Here is a 15,643-nt window from a genome sequence, read left to right on the forward strand (position 1 = left end):
CTGTCTCCTCGGACGTCGAACGGCCCGGACTCATCGTCCTCGGCCCATGCGCGATCCCAACAGGACCACGCCGTGTGGCAGGGCAGGCAGCCCCGCGGTGGTGCACAGCAGGTCCTGCCAGGCCGCCAGATGGGGTGCCAGCCCATGGCCCTCGTCCAGCAGTGGCGTCCACGACGCACGGATCTCCACCTCGGCGCGGTCCGGTTCGTCCTGCATTGCGCCGAAACAGCGGCTGGACAAGGCTGTGACAGTTCCCGAAGCGGCAGTGTAGAGGGCGCCATGGTTGTCCAGGGCATCGGCCAGCCAGGACCAGCCCACCTCCGCGAGCAGCGGATCGGTGACCATCTCCAGGTCCACGTCCGCCCGAGCGAAGGTCACGCAGCGGAAGGTCCCTTCCCAGGCCTCATTCCCCTGCGGGTCGTGCAGCAGCACGAGCCGGCCGTTGCCAAGATCCTCGCCGTCGCTGACCACATCGGCCTGGACCGCCGCGGAATGGGGCGCGATGCGCTGCGGGGAGCCGATCCGTTCAACCCTGACCTCGGGACGCCACGAGTGGTTGTCCAGCTCCCGGGTGAGGCCGTCGAAATCCACGGCCCCGGCCTCGGGTGGTAGTTGAGCACTCACGCGGATGACCCTATGCACTGGGACGCCTCGTGCCGCACAGGCTCGCCGCGATGTGTCCGGCAGTCTGCGGGTGTGGTTGAATCCGACCCGTGACCGACGCACCCATGCCCGCCCTCCTGGCCGCCGCAACGCGACAGCAGGGAACCCAGCTTCCCGTCTGGTTCATGCGCCAGGCCGGCCGCTCCCTGCCCGAGTACCGCGAACTGCGGGTGGGCACCCGAATGCTCGATGCCTGCGCCGATCCCGGCATGATCCACGAGATCACCATGCAGCCGGTGCGCCGCCACAAGGTCGACGCCGCCATCTTCTTCTCTGACATCGTGCTGCCGCTCAAGGCCATCGGGGTGGACCTCGACATCGTCGCGGGCACCGGGCCCGTCATCGCCCACCCCGTGCGCACCCGCGCGGACCTTGACCAGCTCGTTCCACTGGAGCCGGGTCACGTCGGCTTCGTCACCCAGGCCATCCGCTCGATCGTCGACGAACTCGGCCCGACACCATTGATCGGCTTTGCCGGCGCACCCTTCACCCTCGCCAGCTACCTGGTGGAGGGTGGCCCCAGCAAGGACCACGCCCTCACCAAGTCCATGATGGCCGGCGACCCCGAGCTGTGGGACGAACTGTGTCGTCGGCTGGCGCAGATCTCGGGAGCCTTCCTGCGGGTCCAGATCGACGCCGGAGCCCGGGCCGTGCAGCTCTTCGACTCCTGGGCCGGAGCCCTGGCCGAGCGGGACTACCGCGAGCGCGTCCTTCCGCACAGCACCAGCGTCTTCGAGTCCCTGGGCGCGGCCGTGCCCACCATCCACTTCGGTGTCGGCACGGCGGAACTGCTGGGGGCCATGGCCGAGGCAGGCAGCGACGTGGTCGGCGTCGACTGGCGGACCCCGCTCGATCTCGCCAGCGCCCGGATCGGGGCGGACAAGGCGGTACAGGGGAACCTGGACCCCGCACTGCTGTTGGCGCCGTGGGAGGTCCTGGCGGAACGTGTCCGGGACGTCATCCGCGCCGGGGCCCAGGCCCCCGGTCACATCTTCAACCTGGGGCACGGTGTCCCGCCGAGCACCGATCCCGATGTACTGACCCGTATCGTCGAACTCATCCACACCGAGGGCCCCGGGCTGCGTGCAGCGGCCGACTGCTGAAGCCCAAGACCACACACCACCCACATAAGAGAAGGAAGCACCCATGGCACGTCTTGACGTCGACAAGATCAACTCGGAACTGAACTACACGATGTGGTCGGTCTTCGCCCGCACCACGGCGGTTCGCCCCGAGGCCGTCGAGGAGGCGCTGGCCGCCATCGAGAAGGCGACCGAGGGCAAGGGCCTGATGATCCGGGGCTTCTATGACGTCGCCGGCTTCCGTGCAGATGCGGACCTGATGGTGTGGTGGCACGCTCCGGACTTCGAGACCCTGCAGGACGCCTACCTGGCCCTGCGCGCGACGGAGCTGGGTGAGACCCTGATCCCCGTCTGGTCGCAGATGGCGGTGCATCGTCGGGCCGAGTTCAACCGCGCCCACATCCCCTCCTTCCTGTCCGGCGAGCCCGTGAAGAAGACCGTGGTGGTCTACCCCTTCGTCCGTTCCACCGACTGGTACCTGCTCCCGGAGGAGGAGCGCCGCACCATGCTGCGCGAGCACGGCCAGATGGCCGCCCCGTACCCGGGCGTGCGCGCCAACACCGTCTCCTCCTTCGCCCTGGGCGACTACGAGTGGATCCTCGCCTTCGAGTCCGACGAGCTGCACCAGACCGTCGACCTGATGCGTGACCTGCGTGCCGCCGAGGCCCGCCGCCACATGAAGGAGGAGCAGCCCTTCTTCACCGGGCGCCGCCGCGAACTGGCGGAGATCGTCGCGAGCTGGGGCACGCCCGCCGAGGGCGGCTGCGCCTGCTGCTGAGGCCCACCGGGCCGCGAGGGATGATGACGTCAAGGGTGGGAGATCGCACGCGGGCCGTGGTGGCTCCGCTGGCGCTCGCCCTCGTCCTCGTCGGCCTGTGGCAGCTGGTCGTGAGCACCGCCGGGTGGCCGGACTTCGTCCTGCCGGGGCCCAGGTCTGTGGCCGCACGGCTCGTGCAGGACCTTGCGGATCGCAGCACCTGGACCCATCTGGGCGTCACCCTGACCGAGGCACTGGGCGGTTGCCTGCTCGGCGCCGTGGCGGGCGTGCCCCTGGCCGTCGCCATCCATGAGTCCCGCTGGTTCTCCGCCGCCGCCAACCCCTTCCTGGGAGCCACCCAGGCCATCCCGGCGATCGCCCTGGCCCCCTTGCTGGTGTTGTGGGTGGGGTACGGGATGACCGGTGTGATGTTGTTGTGTGCCCTGATGGTCTTCTTCCCGATCCTGGTCAGCACGCTGGTGGGGCTTCGCCACGTGGACCCCGAGGTGATCGATGCGGCCCGGATGGACGGCGCGGGCCGCTGGGCCCAGCTGGTGTGGATCGAGGTGCCACTGGCCCTCCCGAGCACGCTGGCCGGCCTGCGCAATGGATTCACGCTGAGCATCACCGGAGCCGTGGTCGGGGAGATGGTGATGGGTGGCGAGGGGCTGGGCCAGGTGCTGAGCGTCCAGCGCGACGCGGTGGACACCCGCGGTATGTTCTCCACCATCATCCTGTTGTGCGCGGTGGCGTCGACGATCTACACCGTGCTGCGGGCCGTGGAGCGTCGCTCCAAGCTGGTAGCCGCGCAGCTCCGGGATGCCTGAGAGAGGATCCCATGACCACGTTCACCCGTCGAAGCCTGCTGTCCGCCTCCGCCCTGGCAGTCCTGGGCAGCGCCGCCTGCAATGGCACGGCCGTGCAGAAGGCGGACCAGTCCGCCAGCGCGCAGGCCTCGGCCACCATCGGCTTGACCTACATCCCCAACATCCAGTTCGCACCCTTCTACTGGGCCGCGGACAAGGGCCTGTTCGGCCAGCAGGGGGTGGCGGTGAGTCTGCGGCACCACGGCGCCAGCGAGGGCCTGTTCACCGCGCTCGGAGCGGGTCAGGAAGAGTTCGTGATCGCGGGGGCCGACGAGGTGCTGCAGGCCAATGCCGAAGGCTTGGACCTGGTCACCGTCGCCGGCTACTACCAGACCTACCCGGTCGTGCTGATCGTGCCGGAGGCGTCTCCCATCAAGGCCCTGAAGGACCTGGAGGGACACAGCATCGGGGTTCCGGGAGAGTACGGAGAGTCCTGGTTCGGGCTGCAGCTGGCGCTGCGCAATGCCAAGCTGAGCCGCAAGGACGTGTCGGTGAAGTCCATCGGCTACACCCAGCAAGCCGCTCTGGCCACCGGCAAGGTGGACGCCATCGTCGGCTTCCGCAACAACGACGTGGTGCAGTTCGCGCAGGCCGGCGTGAAGGTTCGTCAGATTCCGCTTGGTGACGAGATCCCGCTGGTGAGCAGCAGCATCGTCACCACCCGCAAGCTCGTGCAGGACCAGCCGGACCTGGTGCGGTCCGTCTGCCGGGCCATCGTGCAGGGTGTCCAGGCCGTGGTTGCCGACCCGTCGGCAGCGGTCGCCACGAGCTCGGCGCACATTCCCGGGCTGACAGCCGCCGAGACGCAGACTCGGGCGCGCGCCACTCTGGAGGCCACCATCCCGTTGTGGAAGGGTCCCGAAGTGGTCCCGCGCCTTGAGCTGGATGCCGACCGCTTCGTCGCCATGGAGGCATTCATGCGCTCCGCAGGGCTTCTCACCAAGAAGGTTGATGCGGCGAAGGCGGTCGACACCAGCGTCCTGTCCTGAGGCCCGGCCCGAGCGGGCGAGGGCTCAGGAGGTCATGCCGATTCGAGCGTCAGGCACACGGAGTTGATGCAGTACCTCAGGTCGGTGGGTGTGTCATAGCCCTCGCCCTCGAAGACGTGCCCCAGGTGCGAATCGCAGGCGGCGCACCGGACCTCGGTGCGGGGGCGGCCCGGGATGGACTCGTCCCGGAGGTAGACGACGCGGTCCTCCGCCAGGGGTGCGAAGAAGCTGGGCCATCCGCAGTGGGAGCCGAACTTCTCGTCGCTGCGGAAGAGTTCCGTGTTGCAGGCGCGGCAGCGGTAGACACCGGCCGTGGTGCTGTCGGTGTACTCGCCGGTGAAGGGCTGTTCGGTGCCCGCCTGGCGCAGCACCGTGTACTCGAGGTCATTGAGCTGGGCCCGCCACTCGGCCTCGGTCTTGACCACCTTGCCGACGGGGGCCAAGTCCTGGGTCTGCTCGGGGTGGATCTGTTCACTGTCTGCCATGCATACGAGAGTACCCGGCGAGGACCGTAGGCTGTCCGTATGCCGAAGAGCCCCGCCATCACACTCGACGTCGACGGTCGCGAGGTGCGCCTGTCCAGCCCGGACAAGGTCTATTTCCCGGAACTGGGGCTCACGAAGCTCGACGTGGCCCGCTATGTGATGGCCGTGGGGCCGGGGATGCTCGCAGGACTGCGGTGCCGGCCCACCACCATGGAGCGGTGGCCCGGCGGGGTGCACCCGGGGATGGTGATGGCCAGCCGCGCCGATGGGCGGGGCGATGCCTTCTACCAGAAGCGCGCACCCAAGGGGATGCCCGAGACCGTCAAGACGGCGACGGTGACCTACCCCTCGGGACGTACTGCTCCTCAGGTGACTCCGACGAGCATCGCGGATCTGGTCTGGATGGTGAACCTCGGCACCCTGCGCTGGCACCCGTGGCCGGTGACGGCACCCGACGCGGACCATGTTGACCAGCTGCGTATTGACCTGGACCCCCAGCCCGGCACCGATGTCCGCCAGGCGGCCACGGCGGCCCTGGAACTGCGCTCAATCCTGCAGGAACTGGGCCTGGAGGGCTTCTGCAAGACCTCCGGAGGCCGGGGACTCCACGTCTTCTGCCATGTGGTGCCCACCGACTTCATCGACGCGCGCCACGCCACCATCGCGATCGGCCGGGAGCTGGCGCGTCGCCTGCCGAATCTGGTCACGGTGAACTGGTGGAAGGAGGAGCGGGGCGAACGCATCTTCGTCGACTTCAACCAGATGGCGCGTGACCGGTTGATGGCCAGCGCCTACTCCATCCGCCCGGTTGCCAGTGCGCAGGTCTCCGCCCCGTTGGACTGGGACGAGGTTCCCGGGGTCGACCCCAGCCGCTTCACGGTGCAGACCATGCCGCAGCGCTTCGCGGAGTTCGGGGACCTGTGGGAGCCGCTGTACGCGTCGACGCCAGCCAGTCTCGAAAGGGCTCTGGCGTGGTACGAGCGGGACGTGGCCGCCGGCGAGGGGGAGCTGCCCTATCCGCCGGAGTACCCGAAGATGCCGGGGGAACCGCCGCGCGTCCAGCCCAGCCGCGCCCGACGGGCCGAGGAGCGCTCCTAGCGGAATCCGTGGCGGACGGTGGAATCCTGCGCCACAATGTCTGACATGGCAAAGAAGGCATCGTCCAAGAAGTCAGCCAAGGCGGAGAAGTCCAAGGCGGAGAAGGACCCGGTCGTCGGGAAGGACACCTCCCTGCGAGATCTGCTGCGCATCCAGCCCGGACCCGTGAAGGTCGCCGACCTGGATCCCAGCGCGATGCCGGGCTACCCGGGCAAGGGAAAGGCCGACGCCCCGGACCATGCGGCAGAAGTGGGCGCAAGGCTCAGCGACCTCCAGGAGAGGCTCTACGCCAATGGCCGCGAGGACGAGAATGCCCCCCGGGTGCTGATCATCCTGCAGGGCATGGACACGTCCGGCAAGGGCGGCGTGATCCGCCACGCGATCGGCATGGTGGACCCGCAGGGTGTGCTGCTGAAGGCCTTCAAGACGCCCACCGAGGAGGAACGCAAGCACACCTTCCTCTGGCGGATCAAGAAGGCGCTGCCCGATGCCGGCATGATCGGCATCTTCGATCGCTCCCAGTACGAGGACGTGCTCATAGTGCGCGTCGACGGTCTGGTTCCCGTCGAGGAGTGGGAGAAGCGCTATGACCAGATCAACAAGTTCGAGGCAGAGCTGGCCGCCGGCGGCACCAAGATCATCAAGTGCTTCCTCAATGTCAGCTCCGATGAGCAGAAGGCGCGCCTGACGGAGCGGCTGGAGAACCCGGAGAAGTACTGGAAGTACAACCCGGGTGACGTCGACTCGAGGAGCAAGTGGCCCGCCTACATGGAGGCCTACGGGGATCTCCTGGAGCGGTGCAATACCGACGAAGCCCCGTGGTACCACATCCCCGCTGACCGCAAGTGGTACCGCAACTGGGCCGTGGCCCAGTTGCTGTTGGAGACCTTGGAGGAGATGGACCTGTCCTGGCCCAGGCCGGACTTCGACGTGGAGAAGGAGAAGGACCGGGTGGCCAAGAGCTGACCAGGATGCCAGAGACGCAGAGGCGGGCCCCGAGTGGGGCCCGCCTCTGCGTCTGTCGTGGTCTGCCGCGTGGGGTGAGAGGTCACATGGCGTGACCGGCGTCGTCGCTCGCCTGCTCAGCGGGCATCGGGGCGTCGAGCAGTTCCATCGCTGCGAAGACGTAGCGTGCCATCACCAGGTCCAGGATGAACTCGTGGCTGCCCATCGGGGCCGAGACGGACTTCACACCGGCCGCCAGGGCCAGTTCCCGCATCGACTGGTAGTTCTCGTCGCCACTGATGTAGAAGCTGCCGACGGCGATGTGCCTCCTGCCCTGTGCCCGAAGAGTGGCCACGGCATGGGCAACACCCGTCCCGCTGCCGTCATGGAAGGCCACGACGCAGGGCAGCTTGTGATGCGCCGCCCATTGACGGGCCCGGCGGGCGATCAGGGCATTGCCGCGGGTGTCCCCGGCCTCCGCCGCCGACAGGACCAGCGCATCGAGCTCGACGACGTGGTTCTGCCGAAGGGATTCGCGGAGCCGGACATCCAGGACATTCAGCAGGTCCGTGGCGGGGCCGAGTGGGCGGGCCATGGTCATCGCAACCTGCGGGTGTGCCGCGCGGACCCGGTCCAGCATCTGGGTGGCCTGCTCGTTGACCTCGACGGCGTGCGTCACGTCGAGAGGGACGAAGACCATTTCCGTGACGCCGCGGGCCACCAGCGAGGAGACGACCGCGGGACCCGAGGGGGGACAATGGTCGAGGAAGGCGAGGACGACGTTGAGCTCGGGACGGGCCTGCTGCATCTCGATCCGCAGCTGGTGCAGGGTACTGGTCAGGGCGGGCTGGCTGGAGCCGTGGGCCAGCAGGATCAACGCCGGAGCAGTCATGTCAGAGCCTTCGTTCGGGGGTGGAGAATCCTTGGCGGCTCCCTTGCCGTGGTGCCCACACTGGCGGCACGACTCCCTCAACCGCAAGCACTAATCCATGATGTGAGATCCAGTATCACTATGTGGATGCTTTCTTGGCTCTTTCGGACACCCGGCTGCCGCAACTTGAACTGTGTGCCAGCCGCGCGAGGGGCAAAGGATCGTGTGGATTCCGGTCCCGCTCCAAGGATTCGTGCGTATTTGGCGTGCTTCCCGAAAGAATCATTGTCCCAAGAAAACTTTTGGAAGAGGGCCGCCTGGGCCGCACTGAGGCCATCGATTCTCCTGCCCTTGAGGGCAGCACTTGAAACTTCTAGCGCATGCACGAATTGTCGCCCAATGGGCGAGTGGTCACCTCGTGGACACCACCCCTCCGTACCCCTGAGACGGCGCGGTACTACTGCTCCTGCACCATCGGCCAGACCCGCGGCCAGCTGCTCCAGATGAACCTGCCAGCCTGCCGCATGCCCGGTTCCGGAAGCGGGCGGCCGCAGATCGGCGTGGTTGAGATGCAGGCGGGTGCCTGAGCCGTGCCGAGCCAGCCAGACCGTGACGAGTGATGGCGGTTCATCGGGGCCTGCCAGCTGACCACCAAGCCCTGGCCGGGGACGCAGCGGCGGATCGTCCAAGAGACCTGCGCCGCCGGGTCAACCTCATGGAAGACGATGCGGTAGTCACCGCCCTCCTCGGGGTCTGCGCTGAGGCTTCCCAGCCATCGAGAGGTGTGCTCCTTGTCCACGATGGCGTCCCAGACGTGGTCTGGGGCCGCCCCGAGAGACCTCCATCGTGATGGTGCTGGCGTCGTCTTCCCGGCGGATCGTGCCGGACAGTTCGTGCATCACGCGCCGCCTTTCAGGAGGCGTTCGCGGGCGGCTGCATCACCAGCAGGCGCGCGCCCCGAGGGTCGGCGATGGTGGCCAAGGGGCCCCACGGTGAGTCGACCGGCGCCTTGACAACCTGTCCGCCCAATTCCGTGGTCCGGTCCAGGGCAGCCGCGATGTCGCTGACCGCGACGGTGATCTGCCAGAACGACGCTCCGTCCTCGGAGCGCATCATCCCGCTGGTGGCCTCGTCCACCGGACCATTGGTCGCGTAGTCGTCGTCCATGGCCACGTGGTTGAACTAGAAGACCTCGGTGTAGAAGGAGCTGGCTGCCGCCATGTCGGTCGTCACGAGTTCGAACCAGATCGGGGTTCCTGGCCGGCCGGTGAAGGAGTATCCCTCTGTGTCGCCCGCCTGCCACATCGCAATCGTCGCCCCGGTGGGATCGGCAACCGTTGCACAGCGCCCCGCGGGGCCGACATCGCTCCCAGGGGTCCGGATCTGTCCAGATGGGCTCACCCTTCGTTGACCCCGGGCCGGGTGACACGTCAGGACGGGCCACTGCGACACGACCCGGCTCAGACCCCCGGATAGGAATCGAGGTGCCACCAGTGACCGTCGAAGTCTGCAATGCAGGCATGCGGCCGCCATGCGGAGCCTCGTTGGGCTCGGTCACCACGCTGGCTCCATGCTGGAGCGCGATCGCAACTAGGGAGTCGACGTGGTCATCGTGGCGACGACCACATTGCAGATGCCGGGCCCGTAGTGAGGGTCGTCGTCACGGGTGGAACCGAGCATGACGCCGCCGTTCTCGCGCCAGTTCAGTTGGGCGTGGGTGACCCGGGATCCGTCGTCCCGGTCACGCACGACCATGGCAGTCGTGAGGCCAAGGGCCTCCAGGAAGGCGATGCCCGGTCGGCATCGGTGTGGCGCAGGCAGTGGAAGAGCTGTGGTGCGGTCATGGCACCCAGCTTCACGGGTCAGGGGTCCTTGAGTCTTGGAGCTTTGGGAAATCCTCCCTGGACTGGCGCAATGTCCAGCCGGCCACCGCCTTCCACTCACGGGAGAGGTGGCTCCGGTCACTGAAGCCCGCGCTGGGAAGGGCAGGTCGTCCAGTGTCGCGAACCGGAAGCCCAGGTCGATCACGCCGGGTGCAAGGACCGGTGCCGGGTGCAGGGCGACGACGAGCCTGGTGGGCGCCAGCACTTCGCGGGGCGCGGCGCCGGGTCGGACGTGGAAACCAAGCAGCCATGGGGCTCCCGGGTGCAGGGGGAGCGGGACCACCTCGTCGAGGTCAGCGAGGGTTCCGGCCGTGGGCAGGCCGATGGGTGCTGGGCTTCGATACCACCCCAACCACACGCGTCCGCCGGCAACACCTTCGGGCAGTACGGGCCGAATCCGCACGAGCATCTGGCGTGGGTCGGCCACGGTGAACGGCTTGGGCTCGCTGTCCTCCAGGTGGCGTGCCGGGTGACGCAGGCGCGCGGGTGGCGTTCCCACCGTTGCGGCGAATCGGCGGCTGAAACTGGACAACGAATCGAAGCCGATCTCCATGGCAATGTCGATCACCGGAGCGTCCTCGGTCAGCAGGAGCGCTTTCGCGGACTCGATGCGCAGGGCCGTCAGGTAGGCACTGGGGCTGACGCTCTTCGTCGCGGTGAATGCGCGCGAGAAGTGGTGCCGGGAGTATCCCGCGTGGTCTGCCAGATCGGCCACCGTCACCTGCTCGCGGTGGTGCTGCACGGCGAAGCGCGCCACGCGGGCAAGTGCCTCGGCGCCCAGTCGGGTGATACTCGGCTCGGTCACGGGAATGACGCGACACAGCCGCGGGGCGAAGGGGGAGGGTTTCTGGCCGGGGCCTGGGCTCCGCCCCCGGTCCGTCACGGGGTCCCGGGTGCCTGCCAGGGCTTCACGAACTCGTTCGGTTCCCACCCTTCCACGGCGGACAGGAGCTCCGGAGCTGTCGCACCGTCGAGTTCCTCACGGATGATGTCGGCATGTCCCGCCTGCCGGGCGAACTCCTCGACGTGACCGACGTAGAGGTATCGAAGCTTGGCAGGCCGTGCCTCGTCCATGCCATACCAGGGCATCGGGCCGACTGGCAGCTCGGCCTCCAGATCTCCGCCGCGGCACATCTCCAGGTACTGCTCCCGCACTGCGTCGAAGGTGGTCAGCAGTGCGTCGAGGGTCTCGTCCTCGCTGGCGGGGAAGCGAGCTCGCAGAACGGTTGGGAGTCACCAAGCGCACCATCAGACGCGACGTGACACGGCTCCGCGAGCTCGACTACCCCGTGGAGGCCGCCCCGGGCCTCGATGGTGGCCATCGGCAGGGCGCCGGGCGTCGACTGCCACCCCTGCTGCTCGAGAACGATGAGGCGGGGGCCTTGGGCGCCTGCCTTCGGATGGCGGCCCCGTCCGGCACCGACTCGGTGGGGGAGGCCGCACTGCGGGCGTTGACCAAGCTGGACCAGGTCTTGCCACCCAAGCTCCGCGCTCTCGCCACGGCCTTGGACGATGCCACCCCAGGCGATCCCGCGGGGCCGGCCCGCGGTGGACCTGGCCGTGCTGCAACAGCTCTCGATTGCGCAACGCGACCACACCGTCCTCCGCTTCGGCTACCGCAAGCCCGACGCAAGCCGCACCTCCCGCGAGGTGGAACCGGCGCGGTTGATGACCCAGGGCGAGCACTGGTACCCGCGGGCCTTCGACCGTGGACGCGAGGACTGGCGGGTCTTCCGGATCGACCGGATGACCGAGGTCACCGTCACCACCTGGACCTTCACCCCGAGCGAGCCGCCGCCGGGTGACTTCCAGCGCGACATAGCCAGGCGGTACCCGTGCGTCGTCGAGGTCGAGATGGCTGTGGACGTCGACGCCGGGGCGGCACGGGTCCCCGCGGCCCACCGTGACGGCTTGGAGCCCACCTCCACTGGGTGCCGATTCCGGGTCGGTGCTCCCACCTGGGACGATCTGGCCTGGCACATGCTCTGGGCGTCGCGAGAACTCGGGCAACCCCTGATCATATGGACGAAGGCCCACAAGGTGCTGCTGTGCGCCACGCCATGGCGGCGATTGCATCGAATGCGCGAGATGTCATCCACTCGGGCTGATCGGTAGGCGGTCGGCGGGGACGAAAGTAGCCCCTGACGAGCGTTTCCGCTTGCCAGGGGCTACTTCACAGGGGTGGGCGATACTGGGTTCGAACCAGTGAACGGGGGTTGTGTCGGATACTGAGTGCCACAAGGGAAAGCGCCGTCTGACTAGGTGTTGCTCCAAACAGTGACGCTGGACTATGATGGACGCGAGTGGACAGGAATCCCCTTCCATCCGACACGTATCCGACACGAAACGGGGCATCGGGCAGTGGCCAAGCGATCCTTCGGGCAGATCACCAAGCTCCCCAGCAAGCGGTTCCGTGCCCGCTACACCGGCCCCGACACCCGGCTGCACAACGCACCGCACACCTTCGACACCCGCGAGGATGCCGAGGCCTGGCTGGCCGACGAGCGACGGCTGATCAGCGCCGGGGGATGGGTGGCCCCGGAGGACCGGAAGGCGGAGGCCAAGCGCGTCGTCCTCACGTTTGGCGAGTACGCCGAGCGGTGGCTGGCCGGCCGCGACCTGAAACCCCGCACCCGGGAGCACTACCGCAAGCTGCTGGACCATGAGCTATTGCCCACCTTCGAGAACATGCCGCTGAGGGCAATCAGCTCCGAAGCGGTCAAGGACTGGCACGCGGGCATGGGCAGAGCCCGCCCCACCCTCCGCAGTCACTGCTACGGGTTGTTGCGGACGATTCTGGGGTGCGCCGTGGATGACGAGAAGATCCCGATGAACCCATGCCACATCCGCGGCGCCGGCAACGTGAAGCGCGCCAAGAAGGTCGAGCCCGCCACGCTGGCGCAGCTGGAAGCCATCGCGGCCGCAATGCCCGAGCGCTACCGGCCCATGGTCATGCTGGCGTCGTGGTGTGCGCTGCGCTTCGGGGAGCTCGCCGAGCTGAGGCGCAAGGACCTGGACCTGTCCAACGGCGTGATCCACGTCCGTCGAGGCGTGGTGCGCGCCGAGCATGGAACCGTCGTCGGGACCCCGAAGTCCGAGGCTGGCATCCGTGACGTGGCGATCCCCCCGCACCTGCTGCCGATGCTGAAGGAACACCGCGCCAGCATGGCCTCGTCGTCGCCCAACGCGCTGTTGTTCCCCGCCGCTGATGGCGTCTCCCACATGGCTCCCAGCTCGCTCTACCGGGTGTTCTACCCCGCCCGGGCAGCTGCTGGCCGGCCTGACCTGCGCTGGCACGACCTGAGGCACACCGGCGCCGTGCTCGCCGCCCAGACCGGCGCCACGCTGGCCGACCTGATGAACCGCCTAGGCCACTCGACCCCCGGTGCCGCACTGCGCTACCAGCACGCGGCACAGGACCGAGACGCCGAGATTGCCCGCAAGCTCTCCCAGATGATGACAGGACTCACCGCATGACCGATCAGTGGCTTGATCCCGACCAGTGGACCATCGACTTCACGGTGAGCGTGACGTGCGACCACCGCAACCCCGACACCGGGACGCCCATGTCCGACGCCCCGCCCGCCGTGGTCTACCAGCACGCCCATGTCGTGCCGACCGGCCTGCGGATCGGATATAGCCCGTGGCGGGTGCCACCTGGCCCGTGGGCAGAGAACTTCCAGAGCAACATCGAGGTGTGGAAGTTCCGCGGCGTCACCAGGGAGGAGTTCTGGTCCGGTTCCTACGTCGCCGAGCACGGCATCCCGAAATCCCGGCACGATATCACCTGCGACGACTGCGGCACCATCGTCCCGTTGCTCGACAACAAGTTCATGTGGATCTGCGACCAGCTGATGCAGGCCGGTCTGGACAAGATCAGCCTGCACGGACTCAAGTTGGCGGCGCAAGCTGCCCAGAAGTTGACAGCAGTGGACACTAGCGTCTAGTGTCTAAACCGTAACCGGGCCGACCCGGGCATTCATCATGCCCGAGGAGGCCCGAAGTGCGTTCCGCACCCAAACCCGCATCCGTCACCATCGCCGAGCTCGCCGAGCAGTGGGGCTGCTCCGACAAGACGGTCCGCCGCCTGATCAGCTCCGGCCAACTGCCGGCCTACCGCGTCGGCAAGCGCCTGATCCGCATCCTCCAGGAGGACGCCGACAGCTTCGCCCGGCGCATCCCTTCCGCCAAGGTCGTCGCCTGATGGCGGCACGAGACAGCCGCCCGGGCTTCGAGCGTCCATACGAGGAAGCCGACCGTGCCGCCATCCGGCGCCTGATCCACCAGATCGACGAAGACCCCAAGTTCCTGGACAAGATCTACAACCGCATGGTGGCCGATCTGATCCAGAAGCAGATGGCATCACACTGGTATGCCGCCGCAGCGGACTACGAACGCAATGGAGATCGCTACACAGCTGCCGCCTGCCGCGTTCATGCCCACGTCCTGAAGGACGGGAACCTTCTGGACGACGAGATTGCCGACGACATGCTGATCTACCGAGCCGCCCCCACGCCCCTGCCAGATATCGCCCCCATGAGGGACGAACTGCTGGACATGATCGAGGGCGAGCTGGAGGCGCGACATGTCTGATCTGCAAGCCTTCAGCGCCACCGACTTGATGGCAATGAACTTCCCGGAGCCCCGCTGGGCCGTCCGCGGCCTCATCTGCGAAGGACTGAACCTCATCGTCGGTGCCCCGAAGTTCGGCAAGTCCTGGTTCTGCCTGAATCTGGCTGTCGCCATTGCTTCTGGCGGCAAGGCACTGGGGCAGATCGAGGTCGAGAAAGGCTCCGTACTCTACTGCGCCTTGGAGGACACTCCCCGACGTCTCCAGTCGCGCCTGAACATCGTCCTGGGGGGTGACGAGGTGCCCGACGGCATCACCTTCGTCACCGAGATGCCGCGGATGCCCGAGGCCACCAACCTGATCGCTGAATGGCTCCACGAGCATCACGACGCCCGCTTGGTGATCATCGACGTGCTGCGCAAGGTGCGCTCTGCTGCAGATGGACGCACCGGGCGCTCTGCCTACGACGAGGACTACGACTCGCTGGGCTCCATCAAGCGGCTGGCGGACGAGTTCGGCATTGCCGTGCTCGTCGTCCACCACACCCGGAAGATGGCCGACGAGAGCGACGTCTTCAACGAGGTGGCCGGATCCACCGGCATCACGGGCGCGGCCGACGCCATCTTGGTGGCCAAGCGGTCCCGCAATGCCGCTGATGCCGTGCTACACCTCACTGGCCGTGACGTGGTCGAGTCGGAGTTTGGGTTGCTGTGGGACGAGACCCGCTGCCAGTGGAACCTGGCTGGCGACTCGCTGAAAGAGGCCGCCCACGCCGCCGTCACCGCCAAGGTGATGGGCAACGTCGGAGACACGATGCTGCAGATCATCGAGCTGGCCGCGACCTATCCGATGGGCATTCGTGCTGCCAACGTGGCCGATGCCTTGTCGATCCCCGAGGACACCGCCCGCCGGTACATGTCCCGAGCGGAGAATGAGGGGCGCCTGGAGCGAATCGGACGCGGGATCTATGCCAGTGTCCGAAGTGTCCCGAGTGTCCCATTGCCTAGTCAGGAGCACATTGCCGATGTGATCCCACTGTCCGGAGTGTCCCGTTCATCCCGGCCTAATGACGAATCGGACAACGGGACACATCGGACACCGGACATATGCGCAACGTGTCACGAACCGATGGCCATCGTCGAGCCAGGGCAGACCACACACCCCAACTGTGGAGGTGGGGACCAGTGAGCAACCGACGCAAGGCCCAAGCGATCCAAGCCCTTGATGCCATGTGTGACCAGCTACCCATCCCCGGTGGCTGCCTCGACTGCAACGCCGAGCAGACCATGACCCGTGACAGCAACGGCGTCTACCGCATCACCATCCACCACGAAGACACCTGCCCGTGGCTGGCCGGCATCGAACGACGAAAGGGGGAGACCACATGCTGAAGCCCTGCGCCGTCTGCGGTGAGCTCTCCGAACAGAGCCGCTG

Annotated in this window: 20 protein-coding genes and 2 pseudogenes; 14 read left to right on the forward strand and 8 right to left on the reverse strand. The window is 67.4% G+C overall.

What is annotated here, in order from left to right; translation table 11 throughout:
- Window positions 1-30: 30 nt before the first annotated feature.
- Window positions 31-624 (reverse strand): DUF3000 domain-containing protein, encoded by a 594-nt coding sequence (locus EDD41_RS01920; RefSeq protein ID WP_245995498.1) that lies wholly within the window; start codon window positions 622-624, stop codon window positions 31-33.
- 104 nt (window positions 625-728) lie between these two features.
- On the opposite strand from EDD41_RS01920, the gene hemE reads away from it, so the two are divergent.
- From hemE to EDD41_RS01940, 4 genes are read left to right on the forward strand one after another with little or no spacing between them, the layout of a single operon-like run.
- Window positions 729-1,766, forward strand: coding sequence for a uroporphyrinogen decarboxylase (gene hemE, locus EDD41_RS01925; protein WP_123576799.1), 1,038 nt, complete (start codon window positions 729-731; stop codon window positions 1,764-1,766).
- A 43-nt stretch (window positions 1,767-1,809) separates the two neighbouring features.
- Complete coding sequence (gene hemQ, locus EDD41_RS01930) at window positions 1,810-2,523, forward strand: hydrogen peroxide-dependent heme synthase (protein ID WP_123574778.1); 714 nt, start codon at window positions 1,810-1,812, stop codon at window positions 2,521-2,523.
- A 35-nt stretch (window positions 2,524-2,558) separates the two neighbouring features.
- A complete protein-coding gene (locus EDD41_RS01935; RefSeq protein ID WP_245995499.1) occupies window positions 2,559-3,329 on the forward strand; it encodes an ABC transporter permease in 771 nt (256 codons plus the stop codon).
- 11 nt (window positions 3,330-3,340) lie between these two features.
- Window positions 3,341-4,357, forward strand: coding sequence for an ABC transporter substrate-binding protein (locus EDD41_RS01940; protein WP_123574779.1), 1,017 nt, complete (start codon window positions 3,341-3,343; stop codon window positions 4,355-4,357).
- Between the two features lie 32 nt (window positions 4,358-4,389).
- Here EDD41_RS01940 and msrB read toward each other — a convergent pair whose 3' ends face one another.
- Window positions 4,390-4,842: a peptide-methionine (R)-S-oxide reductase MsrB gene (gene msrB / locus EDD41_RS01945; RefSeq protein WP_123574780.1), complete on the reverse strand. Its 453-nt coding sequence runs from the start codon at window positions 4,840-4,842 to the stop codon at window positions 4,390-4,392.
- A gap of 39 nt (window positions 4,843-4,881) precedes the next feature.
- Here msrB and EDD41_RS01950 point away from each other — a divergent pair, with 39 nt between their 5' ends.
- Window positions 4,882-5,940: a DNA polymerase domain-containing protein gene (locus tag EDD41_RS01950; RefSeq protein ID WP_123574781.1), complete on the forward strand. Its 1,059-nt coding sequence runs from the start codon at window positions 4,882-4,884 to the stop codon at window positions 5,938-5,940.
- A gap of 45 nt (window positions 5,941-5,985) precedes the next feature.
- A complete protein-coding gene (locus tag EDD41_RS01955) occupies window positions 5,986-6,906 on the forward strand; it encodes a PPK2 family polyphosphate kinase (protein WP_094765391.1) in 921 nt (306 codons plus the stop codon).
- Between the two features lie 82 nt (window positions 6,907-6,988).
- On the opposite strand, the gene EDD41_RS01960 is transcribed toward EDD41_RS01955, so the two are convergent.
- From EDD41_RS01960 to EDD41_RS01995, 6 genes and pseudogenes are all read right to left on the reverse strand, one after another.
- Window positions 6,989-7,777 (reverse strand): sirohydrochlorin chelatase, encoded by a 789-nt coding sequence (locus EDD41_RS01960; RefSeq protein WP_123574782.1) that lies wholly within the window; start codon window positions 7,775-7,777, stop codon window positions 6,989-6,991.
- 436 nt (window positions 7,778-8,213) lie between these two features.
- A pseudogene (locus tag EDD41_RS17315) lies at window positions 8,214-8,573 on the reverse strand (SRPBCC family protein); the annotation flags it as partial.
- Window positions 8,574-8,668: 95 nt separating this feature from the next.
- Entirely contained in the window at window positions 8,669-8,923 is a 255-nt protein-coding gene (locus tag EDD41_RS01975; RefSeq protein WP_094765285.1) for a VOC family protein, read from the reverse strand.
- A gap of 15 nt (window positions 8,924-8,938) precedes the next feature.
- On the reverse strand, window positions 8,939-9,061 hold the full coding sequence (locus EDD41_RS17715; RefSeq protein ID WP_256763716.1) for a hypothetical protein: 123 nt from the start codon (window positions 9,059-9,061) through the stop codon (window positions 8,939-8,941).
- 285 nt (window positions 9,062-9,346) lie between these two features.
- Window positions 9,347-10,444, reverse strand: coding sequence for a helix-turn-helix domain-containing protein (locus tag EDD41_RS17320; protein ID WP_245995500.1), 1,098 nt, complete (start codon window positions 10,442-10,444; stop codon window positions 9,347-9,349).
- Between the two features lie 74 nt (window positions 10,445-10,518).
- Window positions 10,519-10,860 (reverse strand): mycothiol transferase, encoded by a 342-nt coding sequence (locus EDD41_RS01995; RefSeq protein WP_094765283.1) that lies wholly within the window; start codon window positions 10,858-10,860, stop codon window positions 10,519-10,521.
- On the opposite strand from EDD41_RS01995, the pseudogene EDD41_RS18050 reads away from it, so the two are divergent.
- The 8 genes and pseudogenes from EDD41_RS18050 to EDD41_RS02035 form a co-directional block, all read left to right on the forward strand.
- Window positions 10,815-10,946: pseudogene (locus tag EDD41_RS18050) on the forward strand (helix-turn-helix domain-containing protein); the annotation flags it as partial. The gene EDD41_RS01995 and the pseudogene EDD41_RS18050 overlap by 46 nt on opposite strands.
- A 205-nt stretch (window positions 10,947-11,151) precedes the next feature.
- Window positions 11,152-11,754 carry a helix-turn-helix transcriptional regulator gene (locus tag EDD41_RS17325; protein WP_245995502.1) on the forward strand — a complete coding sequence of 201 codons (603 nt, stop codon included), beginning with the start codon at window positions 11,152-11,154 and terminating at the stop codon, window positions 11,752-11,754.
- Window positions 11,755-12,000: 246 nt separating this feature from the next.
- A complete protein-coding gene (locus EDD41_RS02010) occupies window positions 12,001-13,116 on the forward strand; it encodes a tyrosine-type recombinase/integrase (RefSeq protein ID WP_123574784.1) in 1,116 nt (371 codons plus the stop codon).
- Entirely contained in the window at window positions 13,113-13,586 is a 474-nt protein-coding gene (locus EDD41_RS02015) for a hypothetical protein (protein ID WP_123574785.1), read from the forward strand. Before EDD41_RS02010 ends, EDD41_RS02015 begins: the two co-directional genes overlap by 4 nt.
- 56 nt (window positions 13,587-13,642) lie before the next feature.
- A complete protein-coding gene (locus tag EDD41_RS02020; protein ID WP_123574786.1) occupies window positions 13,643-13,843 on the forward strand; it encodes a helix-turn-helix domain-containing protein in 201 nt (66 codons plus the stop codon).
- A complete protein-coding gene (locus EDD41_RS02025; RefSeq protein WP_123574787.1) occupies window positions 13,843-14,232 on the forward strand; it encodes a hypothetical protein in 390 nt (129 codons plus the stop codon). The genes EDD41_RS02020 and EDD41_RS02025 overlap by 1 nt, the downstream gene beginning before the upstream one ends.
- Window positions 14,225-15,397, forward strand: a complete 1,173-nt coding sequence (locus tag EDD41_RS02030) for an AAA family ATPase (RefSeq protein WP_123574788.1) — start codon at window positions 14,225-14,227, stop codon at window positions 15,395-15,397. The genes EDD41_RS02025 and EDD41_RS02030 overlap by 8 nt, the downstream gene beginning before the upstream one ends.
- Window positions 15,394-15,600: a hypothetical protein gene (locus EDD41_RS02035; protein WP_123574789.1), complete on the forward strand. Its 207-nt coding sequence runs from the start codon at window positions 15,394-15,396 to the stop codon at window positions 15,598-15,600. The genes EDD41_RS02030 and EDD41_RS02035 overlap by 4 nt, the downstream gene beginning before the upstream one ends.
- The last annotated feature ends 43 nt before the right edge of the window (window positions 15,601-15,643 follow it).

The sequence above is a fragment of the Luteococcus japonicus genome, assembly GCF_003752415.1.
GTDB classification, from domain to species: domain Bacteria; phylum Actinomycetota; class Actinomycetes; order Propionibacteriales; family Propionibacteriaceae; genus Luteococcus; species Luteococcus japonicus.

Excerpts from the sequence above, each read along its gene's own strand:
- hemE (WP_123576799.1), top strand. The coding sequence starts at position 729 with ATGCCCGCCCTCCTGGCCGCCGCAACGCGACAGCAGGGAACCCAGCTT.
- hemQ (WP_123574778.1), top strand. The coding sequence starts at position 1,810 with ATGGCACGTCTTGACGTCGACAAGATCAACTCGGAACTGAACTACACG.
- EDD41_RS01940 (WP_123574779.1), top strand. The coding sequence starts at position 3,341 with ATGACCACGTTCACCCGTCGAAGCCTGCTGTCCGCCTCCGCCCTGGCA.
- msrB (WP_123574780.1), bottom strand. The coding sequence starts at position 4,842 with ATGGCAGACAGTGAACAGATCCACCCCGAGCAGACCCAGGACTTGGCC.
- EDD41_RS01950 (WP_123574781.1), top strand. The coding sequence starts at position 4,882 with ATGCCGAAGAGCCCCGCCATCACACTCGACGTCGACGGTCGCGAGGTG.
- EDD41_RS01955 (WP_094765391.1), top strand. The coding sequence starts at position 5,986 with ATGGCAAAGAAGGCATCGTCCAAGAAGTCAGCCAAGGCGGAGAAGTCC.
- EDD41_RS01960 (WP_123574782.1), bottom strand. The coding sequence starts at position 7,777 with ATGACTGCTCCGGCGTTGATCCTGCTGGCCCACGGCTCCAGCCAGCCC.
- EDD41_RS01975 (WP_094765285.1), bottom strand. The coding sequence starts at position 8,923 with ATGGACGACGACTACGCGACCAATGGTCCGGTGGACGAGGCCACCAGC.
- EDD41_RS17715 (WP_256763716.1), bottom strand. The coding sequence starts at position 9,061 with ATGTGGCAGGCGGGCGACACAGAGGGATACTCCTTCACCGGCCGGCCA.
- EDD41_RS17325 (WP_245995502.1), top strand. The coding sequence starts at position 11,152 with ATGCCACCCCAGGCGATCCCGCGGGGCCGGCCCGCGGTGGACCTGGCC.
- EDD41_RS02015 (WP_123574785.1), top strand. The coding sequence starts at position 13,113 with ATGACCGATCAGTGGCTTGATCCCGACCAGTGGACCATCGACTTCACG.
- EDD41_RS02025 (WP_123574787.1), top strand. The coding sequence starts at position 13,843 with ATGGCGGCACGAGACAGCCGCCCGGGCTTCGAGCGTCCATACGAGGAA.
- EDD41_RS02030 (WP_123574788.1), top strand. The coding sequence starts at position 14,225 with ATGTCTGATCTGCAAGCCTTCAGCGCCACCGACTTGATGGCAATGAAC.